A 17,379-nucleotide genomic window follows, 5' to 3' on the forward strand; every position below is an offset into this window, starting at 1 on the left:
CGCACCGGATGGCAAGCCTTCGGGCTTATTACTTTTCACGCTAATCAATGCGTTTACGCGCCGGCGGCTCAGTTCAGCATCGATTTACGGATGGACGACAGCAGCGCCCGCGCGCCCTGCGAGAGCGGAGCGTCAACGCGCGTCAGAATGCCAATCGGCTCGCCGGGGCCCGGTATGGCTATCGGCAGCGCCGTCAGCGTGCCCTGACGTAAATCCTCTTTTACCGCGCCCGACGGCACAAACCAGACGTAGTTATAATCGACAGTCAACTGGCGCGACAGCGAGGCCGAGAGGGTTTCGATACAGGTGGAAGGCAGCTCGCAGCCCTGGCTTGCCAGCAGCGTTTCGGCGTTGTCGCGCGGCACGGTGCCTTTGGGCGAGACCACCACGGGCCACTCCATCACGCGGCTTAGCGTCACGGTGTCCTGCAACAGCGGATGGCCGGGGCGCACCACCAGCTTCAGGGATTCCATAAACAGCAGTTCATAATTAAGCCCGGTCATCAGTTCCGGATCGGACATTCTGCCCACGCCGAGATCCAGTTCGCCCGATTTCAGGCCCGCCAGCAGCATGGTGTTATTCATGATAGCCACCTGCAGCGTGATATCGCTCTGTTGTTTATGGAACGGGCCTATCACCGCGGGCAGTACACCGAGCGCGGCCGTAGGCAGCGCGCCGATGCGCACCACGTCGCAGCCTTCTTCCGGCTTGCGGTTCAGCGCCTGGCCGGCGTGGTTGAGCGCGTCGAGCACTTTCAGCGCATGGGTGAGAAACTGCTCGCCGAGGAGGGTGAGCTGCGCGCCGAGGCGTCCGCGCTCGAACAAACGCGCGCCGGTCAGTTGCTCCAGCTCGTTGAGCGTTTTAGACAGCGCAGGCTGGCTGAGATTAAGGGTTTCCGCCGCGCGCCCGAGGGTTCCCTGCTGAGCGACGGCCACGAAAGTATGCAAATGGCGCAAGCGAATGCGCTGGGAGAACAAACCATTTTTTTCCATATCTGATGTTAAAAACAGAGCGGGAGTGGTGACAAGATAACTTGTTTAATTTTGATAACTTGCTAGCAAAATAATATTAACAAAACAGATAAATTTTCAACATCATCCTCCGCCGCGCAGAAGAGTTATCCATAACGCAGGAGCGTTCGTGGATCCGGGTGTGACCGGATGTAAGCCAGACGGCGCGCGGTGGCAGGTAGATCTGCGCCGTTCTCTGTTGTTTTCACGCGCGTTTTGCCTTGCGTGCGGCGTCCGCCCCCTTGTTACGTTTTGGATCACAAATTGTAAATTCTTCACCGCTGAAACTGCCGCCGTTCTCTACAATCTCAGCAATATTCACTGGAGGCGCGACACCATGGCGAACAGCATCACGGCAGATGAGATTCGGGAACATTTTTCGCAGGCCATGTCGGCCATGTATCAGGATGAGGTGCCGCAATACGGCACATTGCTGGAACTGGTGGCCGACGTTAACCTGGCGGTACTGGAAAGCCACCCGCAGCTGCATGAACAGCTCGCCAACGCCGATGAACTGGCGCGGCTTAACGTCGAGCGCCACGGGGCCATTCGCGTCGGCACCGCTGAAGAGCTGGCGACGCTGAGGCGCATTTTCGCCATCATGGGCATGCACCCGGTCGGCTATTACGATCTTTCACAGGCGGGGGTGCCGGTGCACTCGACGGCGTTTCGTCCTGTGGATGACGTCTCGCTTGCGCGCAATCCGTTTCGCATTTTTACCTCGCTGCTGCGCCTGGAGCTGATTGACGACGAAAAGCTGCGCAGGCGCGCCGCCGCCGTGCTTGCCCGGCGCGATATTTTTACTCACCGCTGCTATGAGCTGCTGAATCTCTACGACGAGCAGGGCGGGTTCGACGCCGCGCAGGCGGAAGCGTTTGTGCGCGAGGCGCTGGAGACCTTCCGCTGGCACAGCCACGCGACGGTGGACGCGGCCACCTATCAGGCGCTGCATGACGAGCACCGGCTGATTGCCGATGTGGTGTGCTTTCGCGGCTGCCATATCAACCACCTGACGCCACGCACGCTGGATATCGACCGGGTACAGGCGCTGATGCCGGAATATGGCATTGAGCCGAAAGCGGTCATTGAAGGGCCGCCGCGTCGGGAATTTCCTATCCTGCTGCGCCAGACCAGCTTTAAAGCGCTGGAAGAGCCGATTCGCTTCGGCGGCGACAGCCCCGGCACGCATACTGCGCGCTTTGGCGAAATTGAACAGCGCGGCATGGCGCTGACGCCCAAAGGCCGCGCGCTTTACGACGAACTTCTGGCTGCGGCGGGCAGCGGCAAAGATAACCTGACCCACCAGCTGAAATTACAGGAAGCCTTCAGCCGTTTTCCTGACAGCGATACGCTGCTGCGCCGTCAGGGACTGGCCTATTTCCGCTACCGCCTGACGCCGGTCGGCGAAACGCACCGTCACGCCATCCGACCGGGCGACGATCCGCAGCCGCTCATTGAACGTGGCTGGCTGGTGGCGCAGCCGATTATTTATGAGGATTTTCTGCCGGTCAGCGCGGCGGGGATTTTTCAGTCCAATCTTGGCGAAGATGCCCGAGCGCGCCGCCACGGCAACGCCAGCCGCGATACGTTCGAAGCGGCGCTCGGCTCCCCGGTGCTGGATGAGTTTACGCTCTATCAGGAGGCGGAAGATCGCAGCAAACGACGTTGCGGTCTGCTCTGAACCGGCTACGCTCCAGGGATTGCCATTAAAAAAAGGAAGCCGTAATGCGCAACCCGGAACAGCCGATCGTCATGACCACCTACGGCCAGGTGCGCGGCGTGACAGAACAGGATATAGACGTCTGGCGGGGCATTCCGTATGCCGCGCCGCCGGTGGGGGAGCGTCGCTGGCGCGCGCCGCAGCCGCCGCAGCCCTGGCGCGAGACGCGCGACGCCACCGCCTTTTCCGCCGCCAGCTGGCAGAACGCGCAGTTTTGCCGCGAACTTGCCGGCGGCGACCCGGGCGGGTTCAGCGAAGATTGCCTTTATCTCAACGTCTGGTCGCCGGCCGCGCGCGATAAACCGCTACCGGTCATGGTCTGGCTGCACGGCGGCGGGTTTACGCTTGGCGCGGGCAGTCTGCCGCCTTACGACGGTCGCGCGCTGGCGCGCCGCGGCGTAATACTGGTGACGGTTAACTACCGCCTCGGCCATCTCGGCTTCTTTGCCCATCCGGCCCTTGAGGGCGAAGAGGAGGCCGGGCCGGTGCATAATTTCGCGCTGCTCGATCACATCGCCGCGCTGCGCTGGGTGCAGGACAACATCGCGGCTTTTGGCGGTGACCGTGACAACGTCACGCTTTTTGGCGAATCCGCTGGCGCGCGCAGCGTACTGTCGCTGATGGCCTCGCCGCTGGCGAAGGGGCTGTTCCACAAAGCGATTATCCAGAGCGGCTATACGCTGCCGGATATCCCGCGCCGTAAAGCGCTGGCGAACGGCGCGGCGCTGACCCGGCATCTCGGCCTGGAAAACCCCACGTCGGCGCAACTGCGCGCGCTGCCCGCAGAAACCTTCTGGCAACTCACCGCGCCGCATGTCATCGGCCCCGCGCCAGTCGCGGGCGATATCGTGCTGCCGGAGCCGATGCTGGAAACCTTTTTCGCCGCGCGCCAGCACCCGATGCCGGTGATGGTCGGCAGCAACAGCGACGAAGCCAGCGTGCTCGCTTACTTTGGCGTCAATCTCGAAGAGCAGATCCGCAAGCTGCGTCGCGAGCGGCGCTTCGGGCTTGGGCTTATCCGGTTGCTGTACCCAGGCGTGCGCGGCGACCGCGAGCTGGGGCGACAGGTCTGCCGCGATATGGCGTTTACCACGCTCGGTTTTGTGGTGATGCAGGCGCAGAGCCGTCGCGGCGTGCCGTGCTGGCGCTACTGGTTTGACTATGTGGCCGAGGCCGAACGGGAGACTTACACTCACGGCGCCTGGCACGGCAATGAAGTGCCTTACGTGTTTGATAACCTTACGCTTGCCGAACCGGTGAAAACGTACGCGACACAGGCGGATCGGGATTTCGCAGGCCAGGTAGCGGATTACTGGGTGCGCTTTGCCACCGAGGCGACGGCCCAAAGCCAGGCGCTCGACGGCCCGGTGCGCTGGCTCACCTGCGTGCGCGGTCGCGATCGCCTGCTGCGTATCGGCATCAATAAAAAAGCGGGGTGGCGGCTTGAAAACCGCTTTATGCGCGCGCGGCTGGCGCTGTTTAAGCGTGTGATGCGCTATCACGTCACGCTGGATTAGCGCGCAAAAAACAAAACCCCGCGCCGTGGCGTGGGGTTATACGCGGTGTTTCCCGAAAGAGAACCCGGCGAAGCCGGGCCACCGTGAGCTATCATCATTAAATTATGGTGTTGGCCGATGTGTTTGTATCGTGCGTCTGTCGGCCCCTCCCACAGGGAGGAATATAGGCATATACAGGGGCCTGAACGGCGCAGCGCCGCCAGTCTCTGCGTGCGAGAAACTATCCTGTCCCGGTGCGGCTGGCAATATCGTCAGCCATAGTTTTTTGTGATGGCTCTCGCTAATCTTTGCGAAACCCGCCGTGGCGTGCCTTGTAATGGCCGCACGCGAAGTAACCTGTTGATTCCAGTCGTCCTCACGCCGCTGCCGTTGACATAAATTTACCCATCTTTATGCATCTATTAATCTGAAATATAAGGGATTATTTAATTTTCCCGCCGCCTGTTGGCTTCACTCTGAATTTTGTCTAGAGTGGGCGGTCATATTGCTTGTAACATTTGCCGCCGCCAGGCTCTGGCCTTGCGAAATACTTCGACAAAAAAGGACGGTTTCTCAGGCATGAACCGCAGACGTTTTATCAAGGCCTCGTTGGCCCTCGCCGCGGCATGCGGCACTCCAGGTCTCGCCACGCTCTTCTCCCGCAACGCCTGGGCGCAGGAGTCCGATATTGCGGACGGCCAGATGCGCGCCTTCGATTTCAGCGTGTTACAGTCAATGGCCGCCGATCTCGCGGAAAAACCGTGGGGCGGCGCGCCGCGTCCGTTGCCCGATACGCTCGCAACCCTGACGCCGCAGGCGTACAACAGCATTCAGTATGACGCCGGGCATTCGCTGTGGAATAACATTGATGGCCGCCAGCTTGACGTGCAGTTCTTCCACGTCGGCATGGGCTTTCGCCGCCGGGTGCGGATGTTCTCGCTGGATCCTGCCACCCGCCAGGCGCGCGAGGTGCATTTCCGCCCTGAACTCTTTAACTACCACGACGCGGGCGTCGATACCCGCCAGCTGGAAGGGCAGACTGACCTCGGCTTCGCCGGTTTCCGCGCGTTCAAAGCGCCAGAGCTGGCGCGCCGCGACATCGTTTCGTTCCTCGGCGCGAGCTACTTCCGCGCGGTAGACAGCACGTATCAGTACGGTCTCTCCGCGCGCGGGCTGGCAGTAGATACCTTCACCGACACGCCGGAAGAGTTCCCGGATTTCACGGCCTTCTGGTTTGAAACCCCGAAAGCGCAGGACACCACGTTTGTTGCTTACGCGCTGCTCGACAGCCCGAGCGTTACGGGCGCCTATAAATTCATCATCCATTGCGAGTCGAGCCAGGTTGTCATGGAAGTGGAAAACTTCCTGTTCGCGCGCAAAGACATTAAGCAGCTCGGCATCGCGCCGATGACCAGTATGTTCAGCTGCGGCAATAACGAACGCCGCATGTGCGACACCATTCATCCGCAGATCCACGATTCCGATCGCCTCGCCATGTGGCGCGGCAATGGCGAGTGGGTGTGCCGCCCGCTCAACAATCCGCAGCGCCTGCAGTTCAACGCGTTTATGGATGAAAACCCGAAAGGCTTCGGGCTGTTGCAGACCGACCATAAATTCGAAAGTTACCAGGATGTGATGGGCTGGTATAACAAGCGGCCGAGCCTGTGGGTTGAGCCGCGTAACCGCTGGGGCAAGGGCACCGTCGCGCTGATGGAGATCCCGACCACCGGCGAAACGCTGGATAACATCGTCTGCTTCTGGCAACCAGAAAAACCGATCCGCGCCGGAGATAAGCTGAACTTCCAGTATCGCCTCTACTGGAGCGCCGACGCGCCGGTACGCACGCCGCTGGCGCGCGTTTACGCTACCCGTACCGGCATGGGCAGTTTCCCGGAAGGCTGGGCGCCGGGCGAGCATTTCCCGACGCAATGGTCGCGCCGTATTGCGGTGGATTTTGTCGGTGGCGATCTGAAAGACGCCGCGCCGCGCGGTATCGAGCCGGTCATCACGCTCTCCAGCGGCGAGGCGAAACAGGTCGAGATCCTGTATGTGGAGCCGTTCGACGGTTATCGCATTCTGTTTGACTGGTATCCAACGTCTGACTCCGTCGACCCGGTCGAGATGCGCATGTTCCTGCGCTGTCAGGGCGAGGCCATCAGCGAAACCTGGCTGTGGCAATATTTCCCGCCCGCGCCGGATAAGCGCAAATATGTCGACGACCGGCAGATGCGCTAAAAAATGCCTGCAAGCCCCGTTTCGACGGGGCTTTTTTATGGGCGTCAGGCGCAGAAGGCGACAGGCACGCTGCGGGTTCAGCACACCCCTGCCGATTCCGGCAGTGTTTTTGCGGCCTGTGCTGTGGTAACTGTAGGGGCTTCACAACCAAAAGGAGCCTCACTTGCAAAACGCCACCGCCAACACCTGGCAGGACGACATTCTTATCGTCAATGACCGCCTTACGCTGCATTCCGTTCATGAACGATTCGCTGAGCCGCTGTTCGCGCTGGTGCAGCGCAACAAAGCGTGGCTGCAGAAGGCGATGGACTGGCCGCAGTTTGTTAATAAAATCGACGACACGCGCCAGACCATTCAGGGCAATTATCTGTTGCACCATCGCGGCTACGCGAAAATGTTTATGATTTTGCGCGACGGCGAACTGGTGGGCGTGGTGTCATTTAACCAGATTGAGCCGACCAATAAAGCCGGTTATATCGGCTACTGGCTCGACGAGCAGCATCAGGGCCAGGGAATTATCTCCGGCGCGCTGCAAACGATGATGGCGCACTATGCGCAAACCGGCGAAGTCCGGCGGTTTGTGATTAAGTGCATTGTTACCAACGAGGCGAGCAACCGCGTGGCGCAGCGCAACGGTTTTACGCTGGAAGGCCGCTTAAAAGAGGCGGAATATCTCAACGGCGCGTTCCATGACCAGCATATCTACGGGCGCATCATCGATGCCGATACACGCCCTTAGGCAAGACCTGGAAGGGGCGTGCGCAGAATGCGTTCGTCCCCGCTCAGCGTTTTAAAACCATTCAGCCGGATAATATCGCCCGGCGGCGCGGCGATCGTCACGTCATCAAGGATGGTCACGCGATCTTCAATCATCACCTCGCCGCTAATCTGCGCCCGCCCGGCGATCGACACATAATTGTCGAGCCGTACCGGCCCGCCGGTTATCCTGGCATGGCCCTCGACGCGCACGTGATGCCCCAGCAGGCATTCGCCTTCGATAAGCGCGTTGCCCGCCACCTCAGAGCTGTAGCGCACCGTTGGCGAGGCATTCTCCGTAAGGCCCGCCACCAGCCGGGCGTTGCCGTAAATTTTCGCACAGTCGCACACCCAGACGTCATTCTCGTCGTTGCCTTCCAGGATGGCGTTTTCAAACACTTCGGCGCGATGTTCGATAAACGCGTGCGTCACCAGCGCGTGGCCGTAGATTTGCGCCTGATGCACTACGCGGGAGGCGCTGACCGTGGCGTGGCCGTAAATATGCAGCGCGTTATCGCCGTCAGCGGTTAACCCTTTCGCGCCCACCACCAGGCTGTTTTGCATCACCCGCGCCTCGCCGAAAATATGGCAGTCGCCGCGCACGACCGAGCGCTGAACCATTGCGCGGCCGCTCACGTGCGCGCCGTCGCTAATCTCTGCGCCGTCAATCCAGGCATCGTCGTTAATCACCGCGTTATGATGAATGACGCACGGCTGACTGACGCGCGCGTTGCCGCGGATTTTCGCCCCGGCGAACACGGCGCTGTTGTGATCGTAAACCCAGCACGCGCCCTGCTGGCTGAGGTTTTCTGCGGATTCCACCCAGCCGCCCGCCGTTCCGGCGCTCACATCGGCGAAATCGCGCAGCGCGATAAGCTGGCGCAGCGTCACGCTGCAGGGTTCGCCGTTGCGCGTATAGCGATACACCCGCGTGGCCTCACTCAGCTGGTATTTATTCATCATGGCTTCCTGTCGGGGGCGATAAATTAACCGTAGCAAATTTTAGCGCGCCGGGAAGGCGATAGCGTTCAGCGCGGAAGTTTTATAAAATGCATTCAGAACATATCTTTGCCGTCTCGCCGACAGGCCGCACGGGTTATTGTCCGCAGGCGACATCTCTGAGGAACTCCCATGAACGTTCGCGATGAAAATTACTTCACTGAAAAATATGGCCTGACGGCCACGCACTCCGACGTACTGAACGCCGTGAATTACGTCCAGCCGGGCCGCGCGCTGGATCTCGGCTGCGGCAACGGGCGCAACAGCCTTTATCTCGCCGCGCGCGGGTTTGAGGTCAACGCCTGGGATAAAAACCCGGCAAGCATCGCTAATCTTGAGCGCATCGCCGCAGCGGAAGGGCTGAATAACCTGCATACCGCCGTGAAAGATCTCAATACGCTGCGGTTTGAGGGAGAATATGACCTTATTCTTTCAACCGTGGTGATGATGTTTCTTGAGCGCGACACGATCCCTGGGCTTATCGATAATATGCAGCGCTGCACCGCGCCAGGCGGTTATAACCTGATTGTGGCGGCGATGGACACCGCTGATTATCCGTGTACCGTCGGCTTTCCGTTTGCTTTTCAGGAGGGCGAGCTGCGTCGTTATTATGAAGGCTGGGAGCTGATTAAATATAATGAGGATGTCGGGCAGTTGCATAAAACCGACGCCAGCGGTAATCGTATTCGTTTACGCTTTGCGACGATGCTTGCAAAAAAACGCTAATCAACCGGCGCGCCCGGGAACGGCCATCGCGCGGTTCCCGGTTAAAAATATAACCACTCGTATATATTTTTATAACCAACATCAATTTTATTTATTGTTCTAATCTGATTTTACGCCCCGGATCGCTTTTTCCTCTCATCCCACCGTTTTTATGACTCTTTTTACGTGCCCGTTTGCTATAAATTCAGTGCTCACCCAATCACAGGTAACGTCCTATGCAAAGCACATCGTTATTTAAAGCCTCCGGGCTGGCGGCGCTTTTGCTGCTGGCTGGTTGTTCATCCAGCGTCACTAAACCCGAACAATATTCTGGCTTCCTGAAAGACTATTCGGGGCTTGAAAAAACCACCTCCGCCACCGGCAAACCGGTCATGCGTTGGGTTGCGCCAGGGGTTAATCTCAATAATTACGACAGTATCGTCTATAACCCTGTGGTCTATTACCCGGCCCCGAAACCCACCGGGCAGATCTCCCAAAAAGTGCTGGATGGCCTGCTGAATTACACCAATGATAAGCTTAAAACCGCAGCGGCGAGCCGCAAGCCGCTGGTGGCGACGCCGGGGCCGCGCAGCGTCATTTTCCGCGGGGCGATCACGGCGGTGGACAGTAGCAAAGAAGGCCTGCAATTCTATGAGGTGTTACCGGTGGCGCTGGTCGTGGCGGGCACTCAGGTGGCGACCGGCCATCGCACCATGGACACCAGCCTGTTCTTTGAAGGCGAACTGATTGACGCGGCGACGCAAAAACCGGTAGTGAAATTAGTGCGTAAGGGCGAGGGGAAAGATCTGAACAACGAAAATACGCCGCTGACGGTCGACAACCTCAAACAGGTCATCGACGATATGGCGACCGATGCGCGCATGTTCGAGCCCGCACCGAAGTAATGGTCACGAGGGAGCCTGGCTCCCTCTTTTTTATCCCGCCCGGCGCGCCAGCAGCGCGTAGCTTATTCCCCCCGCGATCACCCCCCAGAAAGCCGAGCCCACGCCCAGCAGCGTGACGCCGGACGCCGTTACCAGAAATGTGATAAGCGCCGCGTCGCGGGCGCGTTCATTCGCCAGCGCCTGATGCAGGCTCCCGCCGATGGTGCCGAGCAGCGCCAGCCCGGCGAGCGTCTGCAGCCAGGGCGTCGGCAGGGCGGTCATCAATGCGCCGATAGACCCACCGCACACGCCCGCCAGCAGATAAAACAGGCCCGCCATCGCCGCCGCTATCCAGCGTTTGTCGTGCGACGGATGAGCCTCCGGGCTCTGGCAAATGGCCGCGGTAATGGCGGCGATGCAGATGGAAAAGACGCCAAACGGCGCCAGCAGCAGCGCCAGCAGCCCGGTCGTCACCATCAGCGGCGAGACCGGCACCCGGTAGCCGGAGGCCTGTAATGTGGCGACGCCCGGCGCATTCTGCGAGGCCATCGTCACCAGAAAGAAGGGCAGGCCGACGCCGAGCAACGACGACAGGCTAAACGCGGGCGTGACGAATTCCGGCGGCGCGACGGCGAAATGCAGCGCTGCCGTGTTCACCTCGCCCTGCAACAGACAGACCGCGACGCCTGCCAGCAGCGCGGCCACCACGGCATAGCGCGGAGCGATCGCTTTACTGATAAGCCACGCGCCCGTCATGGCGGCGCACAGCACAAAATTCTCCTCCAGCGTACCGAACGCCTGTAGCCCGAAACGCAGCAGAATGCCTGCCAGCATCGCGGCGGCAAGCCCAGGCGGAATGATTTTCATCAGGCGGGCGAACAGCCCGGTAGCGCCACAGATAATGATAAGCGCGCTGGCGAATATAAAGATCCCGACCGCCTCATGCAGAGTGTGGCCGTGAAGCCCCGTCGCCAGCAGCGCCGCGCCGGGTGTCGACCAGGCGGTCAGCACCGGCGCGCGATACCACAGGCTTAACGCGAGCGTGCTGACGCCCATGCCGATGCCGAGCATCGTCATCCAGCCCGCCGTTTGCGCAGGCGTGGCGCCGGCCGCCGCCGCGGCCTGCCAGATAATGGCGGCGGAGCTGGCGTAACCGACCAGCACCGCCACAAAGCCTGCGATAACGGCAGGCGCGGGGGGAAGCGAAAAGCGCATAATAACTCCGGCTGTGCGTTATAACGTCCAGCGACTCTAGCATCGTGCGCTATAACGCACAAGGCGCTATACTGACCGCAGCAAAGGAGAACGCATGGATATCACCGCCCATCTCGCGCAGACGCTGAAAGCGCTACGCCAGCGGAAAAACTGGAGCCTGACGCAGGCCGCTGAAATCACCGGCGTGTCGAAAGCAATGCTTGGCCAGATAGAGCGCAATGAATCAAGCCCGACGGTGGCGACACTGTGGAAGATAGCCACCGGCTTCAACGTGCCGTTCTCGGTGTTTATCCTGCCGCGCGCGTCGGGGGCGCGCGCCGTATTTGACGGCGGGCAGGCGATGATCGTCGAGCCGTTGTTTCCGTGGGATGAACAGTTGCGCTTCGATATGCTCGCCATTACGCTCGCGCCCGGCGCGCAGAGCGACTCCACGCCGCATGAGAAAGGGGTGACGGAGCATGTGGTGGTGATTGAGGGCGAGCTGGAGCTTCAGACGGAGGGCGTCTGGCGACGGCTCGGTCCCGGCGACGGGCTGAAGTTTGCCGGCGACCAGCCGCACGCCTATCGCAACGCGACGCCGCTGCCGGTGCGCTTTCATTCGCTCATTCACTACCCGGCGGCATAAAAAAAACCGCAAGCGAGCTTGCGGCCAACGACAATCTACAACGACACGATGAAACTGAGGTGATAAGTCAGGAATACCGCCCCAGCGTATCGCGTCTTGCACGCCGCGCGAACGAAACCTTTGTGCAATACTTTCCCGCAGAATGGCAAACCGCCGCCAGCGCCGTGAAACAGTTTCCGTACGCCCCGAATGTGACTACAATAGCCGCCTTTCAAATAACGGATAACGACGAATTATGCGCCTGCAATCGCATCACCTTGAACTGCTCAGCCCCGCCCGCGATACCGCTATCGCCCGCGAAGCCATTCTGCACGGCGCAGATGCAGTCTATATTGGCGGCCCCGGTTTCGGTGCCCGTCACAACGCCAGCAACAGCCTCCAGGACATCGCAGTCCTGGTGCCGTTCGCCCATCGCTTCGGCGCGAAAGTGTTTGTCACGCTCAACACCATTCTGCACGACGACGAACTGGAGCCGGCCCGTAAGCTTATCGGCCAGTTCTACGACGCGGGCGTCGACGCCCTGATCGTGCAGGATATGGGGATCATGGAGCTGGATATTCCGCCCATTGAGCTACATGCCAGCACCCAGTGTGATATCCGCAGCGTCGAGAAAGCGAAGTTCCTCTCCGATGCCGGGTTCTCGCAAATCGTGCTGGCGCGCGAGCTAAATCTCAACCAGATCCGCGCCATTCACGAAAGCACTGACGCCACCATCGAATTTTTTATTCACGGCGCGCTTTGCGTGGCCTATTCGGGCCAGTGCTATATCTCCCACGCCCAGACGGGGCGCAGCGCCAACCGCGGCGACTGCTCGCAGGCCTGCCGTCTGCCGTACACCCTGAAAGACGATCAGGGCCGCGTGGTGGCCTATGAAAAACACCTGTTGTCGATGAAAGACAACGATCAGACCGCCAACCTGGCGGCGCTTATCGACGCAGGCGTGCGCTCCTTCAAGATTGAAGGGCGCTACAAAGACATGAGCTACGTGAAAAATATCACGGCGCACTACCGTCAGATGCTTGACGCGATTATCGAAGATCGCGGCGATCTTGCGCGGTCTTCCGCCGGCAACACGGCGCACTATTTCGTGCCATCCACCGAGAAAACCTTCCATCGCGGCAGCACCGATTACTTCGTGAATGCCCGTAAGATTGATATCGGCGCGTTCGACACGCCGACGTTTGTCGGCCTGCCGGTCGGCGAAGTGCTGAGCGTTGCGAAAGATCATCTGGATGTCGAAACCACCGAGCCGCTCGCTAATGGCGACGGGCTGAACGTCATGATCAAGCGCGAAGTGGTGGGTTTTCGCGTTAACGTGGCGGAAAAAACCGGCGAAAACCGCTACCGCGTCTTCCCGAACGAGATGCCCGCCGCGCTGAAAACCCTGCGCCCGCGCCACACGCTTAACCGCAATCTCGATCACAACTGGCAGCAGGCGCTGCTGAAAACCTCCAGCGAGCGCCGCGTGGCGGTGGATATCGAGCTCGGCGGCTGGCAGGAACAGCTAATTCTGACCTTAACCAGCGAAGACGGCGTCAGCGTGACGCATACGCTGGACGGGCAGTTCGACGAAGCCAATAACCCGGAAAAAGCGCTGACCAGCCTGAAAGAGGGCCTGGCGAAACTGGGGCAGACTATCTATTTCGCCCGCGACGTGCAGATTACGCTTCCGGGCGCGCTGTTCGTGCCGAACGGCCAGCTCAACGCCTTGCGCCGCGAGGCTGTCGAGGCGCTGGACGCCGCGCGTCTGGCGAATTACCAGCGCGGCGTGCGCAAGCCGGTTTCCGTGCCGCCGCCGGTCTATCCGGAAACGCACCTGAGCTTCCTCGCCAACGTCTATAACCATAAAGCGCGTGAATTTTATCAGCGCTATGGCGTGCAGCTGATTGATGCCGCTTATGAAGCGCACGAAGAAAAAGGCGACGTGCCGGTGATGATCACCAAACACTGCCTGCGCTTTGCCTTTAACCTCTGTCCGAAACAGGCGAAGGGCAACATCAAGAGCTGGAAGGCGACGCCGATGCAGCTGGTGCACGGCGACGAAGTGCTGACGCTGCGCTTTGACTGCAAACCCTGTGAAATGCACGTGGTCGGCAAAATCAAAAACCACATCCTGAAAATGCCGCACCCCGGGAGCGTGGTAGCCTCCATCAGCCCGGAAGATCTGCTGAAAACCCTGCCGAAACGCAAGGGCACCTGATTCGCCTATCCGTAAAAGCCAGAGCATGCGCTCTGGCTTTTTTATGCCTGTTATCCCCGCATTTGCTGACTAAACCCGCACAAACTGGCCGTTCTCCAGGCAATTACGCCGCTTCGCTTAAAAATAGGGTTGTCAGAATACCGCAATTCAAACTACTGTATATAAACACAGTAAACAATAACATAATAAACGGATGGAGCACGCCATGTTAATGATGCGTCTCTTACCACAGCCTGATGCCGAAGGGCTGCCGCTGTTTCTGGAGAAGGTGGCCTGCGGTTTTCCGTCTCCCGCGCAGGATTACATTGAAAAGCGCGTGAGCCTGGATGCGCACTGCATTGTGCATCCCAACGCGACCTATTTTCTCCGGGCGTCTGGCGAGTCGATGAACGGCGCCGGCATTGAGGATGGCGATCTGCTGGTGGTCGACAGCGCCCTGAAGCCGCAGGAGGGCGATATCGTCGTCGCGGCGCTGGAAGGGGAGTTCACGGTAAAAACCCTGCGTCTGCGCCCGGTGGCGCAGCTGGTGCCAATGAACCCGGATTTCCCGCCCATTACGCTTGCAGGCGACGGCGAACTGGTGATTTTCGGCGTGGTGACCTGGGTGTTGAAAAAGAGGCGCTGACATGTACGCGCTGGTCGACGTCAACAGCTTTTATGCCTCCTGCGAGACGGTGTTTCGCCCGGATCTTCGGGATAAGCCTGTCGTGGTGCTGAGCAATAACGACGGCTGCGTCATTGCCCGCAGCCGTCAGGCGAAAGCGCTCGGCATCACGATGGCGGAGCCTTATTTCAAACAGCGCGCGCTGTTCGAGCGCCACCGGGTGGCGGTCTTTAGTTCCAACTACGCTTTTTACGCCGACATGAGCAAACGCGTGATGGATATTCTCGAAGAGATGGCGCCGCAGGTGGAGATCTACTCGATCGATGAGGCGTTTATCGATCTGCGCGGCGTCAGCAACGTGATGGCGCTGACGGAATTTGGACAGGAGATCCGCGACAGGCTCTGGCGTGAAACCCATCTGCCGGTGGGCGTCGGCATCGCGCCCACCAAAACCCTCGCCAAGCTTGCCAATCTCGCCACGAAAAAATGGCCGAAGTCGGGCGCGGTGGTGGATCTCTCCGATCCGGCCCGGCTGCGCCGGGCGCTGGCGCATTTTGACGTGGACGAAGTGTGGGGCGTTGGCCGCCGGCTCAGCAAAAAGCTCAACGTAATGGGCATCAACACCGCGTTTGATCTGGCGAACAGCCCGGCGTGGGTTATCCGCAAAAACTTCAACGTGGTGCTGGAGCGCACCGTGCGCGAGCTGCGCGGCGAGCCGTGTCTGGGGCTGGATGAGTTTACCGCGCCGAAGCAGCAGATAGTCTGCAGCCGCTCGTTTGGCTACCGCGTGACCGACTATCAGGATATGCGTCAGGCGGTCTGCGCCTGGGCCGAGCGCGCGGCGGAAAAGCTGCGTCAGGAGCATCAGTTCTGCCGCCAGGTGGCGGTGTTTATCCGCACCAGTCCGCATGACGATCCGCAGGCGCGCTACAGCAATCAGGCGCTCGGCCAGGCGCTGACGCCCACCAACGACACCCGCGATATCGTCCGTCTGGCGGTGAGCGCGCTGGACGCCATCTGGCGCGAAGGTTATCGCTACATCAAGGCGGGCGTCATGCTGGGGGATTTTTTCAGCCAGGGCGTGGCGCAACTGAATCTGTTTGATGAGCATCTGCCGCAGGCCAACAGCGCGCCGCTGATGCATTTGCTGGATGAATATAATCGCTCCGGCAAGGGCAAGCTCTGGTTCGCAGGCCAGGGCATCGTCAAACCCTGGGCGATGAAGCGTGAATTTCTCTCACCCGGCTATACCACGCGTTTCAGCGAGCTGCCGCGCGCGAGCGTGTGGTGATCCGTTCTGTAACGGGGCAGGACCGCGCAAGAGAAGGGCGGCGTCACGCCTCGCGCTAACCCCGCTTCTGGCGCTGATTTCTGTTCCGCCAGTTGCTGGCGGAACCACGCCATAAACCGTTGCGTCGCGCGATGAACTTGTCGGGCGCTTCGCCAGGCGTGCGGCTTTCACGTAAAACGTCGTTTAACTCGTGGACTTTTGACGGGTACTTTTTGGCGAACAGCGCCAGGTAATCTTCCAGCGTATCTGGCCAGTCAGTGTCATCGTCGGCGCGAAGTAAATTCGTCGCGCGAATACGTTTTCTGGAGGCCGCGCGTTGGAACGGTATACGGCGCTTTTCATCCGGCTGTCCTGAAAGCGCCGTGATATCAGCGTTTATCACGGCAACGACATCGCCGTTAACAGCCTGCGCAATGGTTCGTGATGGCCTGAAACGCGCGAAACGCTGTGAAAGATCCTCGCCATAAAGACAGCGGCAGTGATGCTTTAACCAGTAGCCCCAGCTATCAAGATTGTCCGGCGCAAGCACCCCGGCGACGCTGCCGATAGCGAAATCGATTTTGCTCACCACCGGAAACGCCGCCTCCATTTCCTGTTTGATGGCGGCCAACTGCGCGCTTTCCGCTTCGGTGGCGGTGTGCGTCAGGATGAGGCAGAGTTCGAGGTCGGATATGCCCTCAATGGCGTTACCGCGCGCGACGCTACCGTAAGATGCTGTAAAGCGTATCTCCCGGACGGCGCGCCATGGCGTTTATCACCGCATCCACTACCTCGCGGAAAGCGGGCTGAAGCTCAATCTGCGGCAGTATGCGAATAACTCCGTCAGCTTCGGTCATGGCGGGGCATATTCTCTACAGCTTGACGTCTTCAGAAGCGCATGAATAAACCAGGGCGTGTTCAGCAGCGCTCCACCAGAGCAAACTCTTCAAACATCAGCAGCATGTCTTTCGCGAAACAACCCGCGCGGGTAAAAAACGCTTCATGCTCATGGCGCCAGTATGCGAGGCTTAAATCGCCTTCGCCTTCCAGCGCCGCCAGCGTGTCGGTCACGTCGCAAAACGCGACCATCCGCAGCGTGTGGGTGCGAATAACGCACAGCGGCTCGCCCGCGCCGTTGAGGATAATATGGTAATCCCCCGGCAGGGTTGGCTCCGCGTCCTGGCGCCAGGCGTGATAATCGCTACAGGTTGCGCGTTTAGCGCCACTTGCCACCAGTGCGCCCAGCTCGTCCGCCATGTGCGGTGAATCGCCGAAACCCCAGGCGCGCGCGCCGGGATATTTCTGTTGCAGGTCGTGTTGCGTTGTCATATTTCTTCCCTGTTAAAATAATGTAGAAAATTATCATACTGTCTGAATAAACGTTCGCCAATGATTATTTAATCGCTGGCCATGCGTAAATAATCGTGCCCTGAAAATAAGCCACTGTTCTCTGGTTCAATAAAAAATAAACCGTGCCGTAAAGTAGTGTAAACGGGTTGAGAAAAGTCTAACGGCATGGTTTAATTCAGCCGTGTTTGACTACCGAGGACAATTTTGATCCGCAACGACGAGAAGCAAGACCGCGGATAAATTGAATGATTATGGACAACCAGTTCAATCGCTTTATTTCATCGTTTTACGCTTTTTCCACTCTTTCCTC

Annotated in this window: 15 protein-coding genes; 10 read left to right on the forward strand and 5 right to left on the reverse strand. The window is 59.5% G+C overall.

What is annotated here, in order from left to right; translation table 11 throughout:
• Positions 1 to 68 precede the first annotated feature (68 nt).
• Positions 69 to 992, reverse strand: coding sequence for a LysR substrate-binding domain-containing protein (locus BJP61_RS11060; RefSeq protein WP_038862835.1), 924 nt, complete (start codon positions 990 to 992; stop codon positions 69 to 71).
• 355 nt (positions 993 to 1,347) lie between these two features.
• Between BJP61_RS11060 and BJP61_RS11065 the strand changes: the two genes are divergently transcribed.
• The 4 genes from BJP61_RS11065 (at position 1,348) to rimL (ending at position 7,200) form a co-directional block, all read left to right on the forward strand.
• Positions 1,348 to 2,691, forward strand: a complete 1,344-nt coding sequence (locus tag BJP61_RS11065) for a VOC family protein (protein ID WP_075193181.1) — start codon at positions 1,348 to 1,350, stop codon at positions 2,689 to 2,691.
• A 44-nt stretch (positions 2,692 to 2,735) separates the two neighbouring features.
• Positions 2,736 to 4,247: a carboxylesterase/lipase family protein gene (locus BJP61_RS11070; RefSeq protein WP_171998331.1), complete on the forward strand. Its 1,512-nt coding sequence runs from the start codon at positions 2,736 to 2,738 to the stop codon at positions 4,245 to 4,247.
• Between the two features lie 558 nt (positions 4,248 to 4,805).
• Complete coding sequence (locus tag BJP61_RS11075; protein WP_038862841.1) at positions 4,806 to 6,461, forward strand: glucan biosynthesis protein; 1,656 nt, start codon at positions 4,806 to 4,808, stop codon at positions 6,459 to 6,461.
• A gap of 163 nt (positions 6,462 to 6,624) precedes the next feature.
• Positions 6,625 to 7,200, forward strand: coding sequence for a 50S ribosomal protein L7/L12-serine acetyltransferase (gene rimL / locus BJP61_RS11080; RefSeq protein ID WP_171998332.1), 576 nt, complete (start codon positions 6,625 to 6,627; stop codon positions 7,198 to 7,200).
• On the opposite strand, the gene ydcK is transcribed toward rimL, so the two are convergent.
• Entirely contained in the window at positions 7,197 to 8,177 is a 981-nt protein-coding gene (gene ydcK, locus BJP61_RS11085; protein ID WP_171999304.1) for a YdcK family protein, read from the reverse strand. The two genes, rimL and ydcK, sit on opposite strands and share 4 nt — an antisense overlap.
• Before the next feature lie 171 nt (positions 8,178 to 8,348).
• Here ydcK and tehB point away from each other — a divergent pair, with 171 nt between their 5' ends.
• Positions 8,349 to 8,942 (forward strand): tellurite resistance methyltransferase TehB, encoded by a 594-nt coding sequence (gene tehB, locus BJP61_RS11090; RefSeq protein ID WP_038862845.1) that lies wholly within the window; start codon positions 8,349 to 8,351, stop codon positions 8,940 to 8,942.
• A 215-nt stretch (positions 8,943 to 9,157) separates the two neighbouring features.
• Positions 9,158 to 9,826: a DUF3313 domain-containing protein gene (locus BJP61_RS11095; RefSeq protein ID WP_171998333.1), complete on the forward strand. Its 669-nt coding sequence runs from the start codon at positions 9,158 to 9,160 to the stop codon at positions 9,824 to 9,826.
• 30 nt (positions 9,827 to 9,856) lie between these two features.
• Here BJP61_RS11095 and BJP61_RS11100 read toward each other — a convergent pair whose 3' ends face one another.
• Positions 9,857 to 11,020 (reverse strand): benzoate/H(+) symporter BenE family transporter, encoded by a 1,164-nt coding sequence (locus tag BJP61_RS11100; RefSeq protein ID WP_171998334.1) that lies wholly within the window; start codon positions 11,018 to 11,020, stop codon positions 9,857 to 9,859.
• 94 nt (positions 11,021 to 11,114) lie between these two features.
• On the opposite strand from BJP61_RS11100, the gene BJP61_RS11105 reads away from it, so the two are divergent.
• The 4 genes from BJP61_RS11105 to umuC all read left to right on the forward strand — a co-directional run bounded on the left by BJP61_RS11105 (position 11,115) and on the right by umuC (position 15,740).
• Positions 11,115 to 11,645, forward strand: a complete 531-nt coding sequence (locus tag BJP61_RS11105) for an XRE family transcriptional regulator (protein WP_075193176.1) — start codon at positions 11,115 to 11,117, stop codon at positions 11,643 to 11,645.
• 235 nt (positions 11,646 to 11,880) lie between these two features.
• Entirely contained in the window at positions 11,881 to 13,845 is a 1,965-nt protein-coding gene (locus BJP61_RS11110; protein WP_171998335.1) for a U32 family peptidase, read from the forward strand.
• A gap of 205 nt (positions 13,846 to 14,050) precedes the next feature.
• Positions 14,051 to 14,470 carry a translesion error-prone DNA polymerase V autoproteolytic subunit gene (umuD, locus tag BJP61_RS11115; protein ID WP_038862853.1) on the forward strand — a complete coding sequence of 140 codons (420 nt, stop codon included), beginning with the start codon at positions 14,051 to 14,053 and terminating at the stop codon, positions 14,468 to 14,470.
• 1 nt (position 14,471) lies between these two features.
• Positions 14,472 to 15,740 carry a translesion error-prone DNA polymerase V subunit UmuC gene (umuC, locus tag BJP61_RS11120; protein ID WP_075193174.1) on the forward strand — a complete coding sequence of 423 codons (1,269 nt, stop codon included), beginning with the start codon at positions 14,472 to 14,474 and terminating at the stop codon, positions 15,738 to 15,740.
• A 55-nt stretch (positions 15,741 to 15,795) separates the two neighbouring features.
• Here the strand turns inward: umuC and BJP61_RS11125 are convergent, their stop codons facing one another.
• Positions 15,796 to 16,350 (reverse strand): hypothetical protein, encoded by a 555-nt coding sequence (locus BJP61_RS11125; protein ID WP_171998336.1) that lies wholly within the window; start codon positions 16,348 to 16,350, stop codon positions 15,796 to 15,798.
• A 287-nt stretch (positions 16,351 to 16,637) separates the two neighbouring features.
• Complete coding sequence (locus BJP61_RS11130) at positions 16,638 to 17,048, reverse strand: ASCH domain-containing protein (RefSeq protein ID WP_075193172.1); 411 nt, start codon at positions 17,046 to 17,048, stop codon at positions 16,638 to 16,640.
• Between the last annotated feature and the right edge of the window lie 331 nt (positions 17,049 to 17,379).

Source organism: Cronobacter sp. JZ38 (assembly GCF_008932145.1).
In the GTDB taxonomy this organism is placed as follows: Bacteria; Pseudomonadota; Gammaproteobacteria; order Enterobacterales; family Enterobacteriaceae; genus Cronobacter; species Cronobacter muytjensii.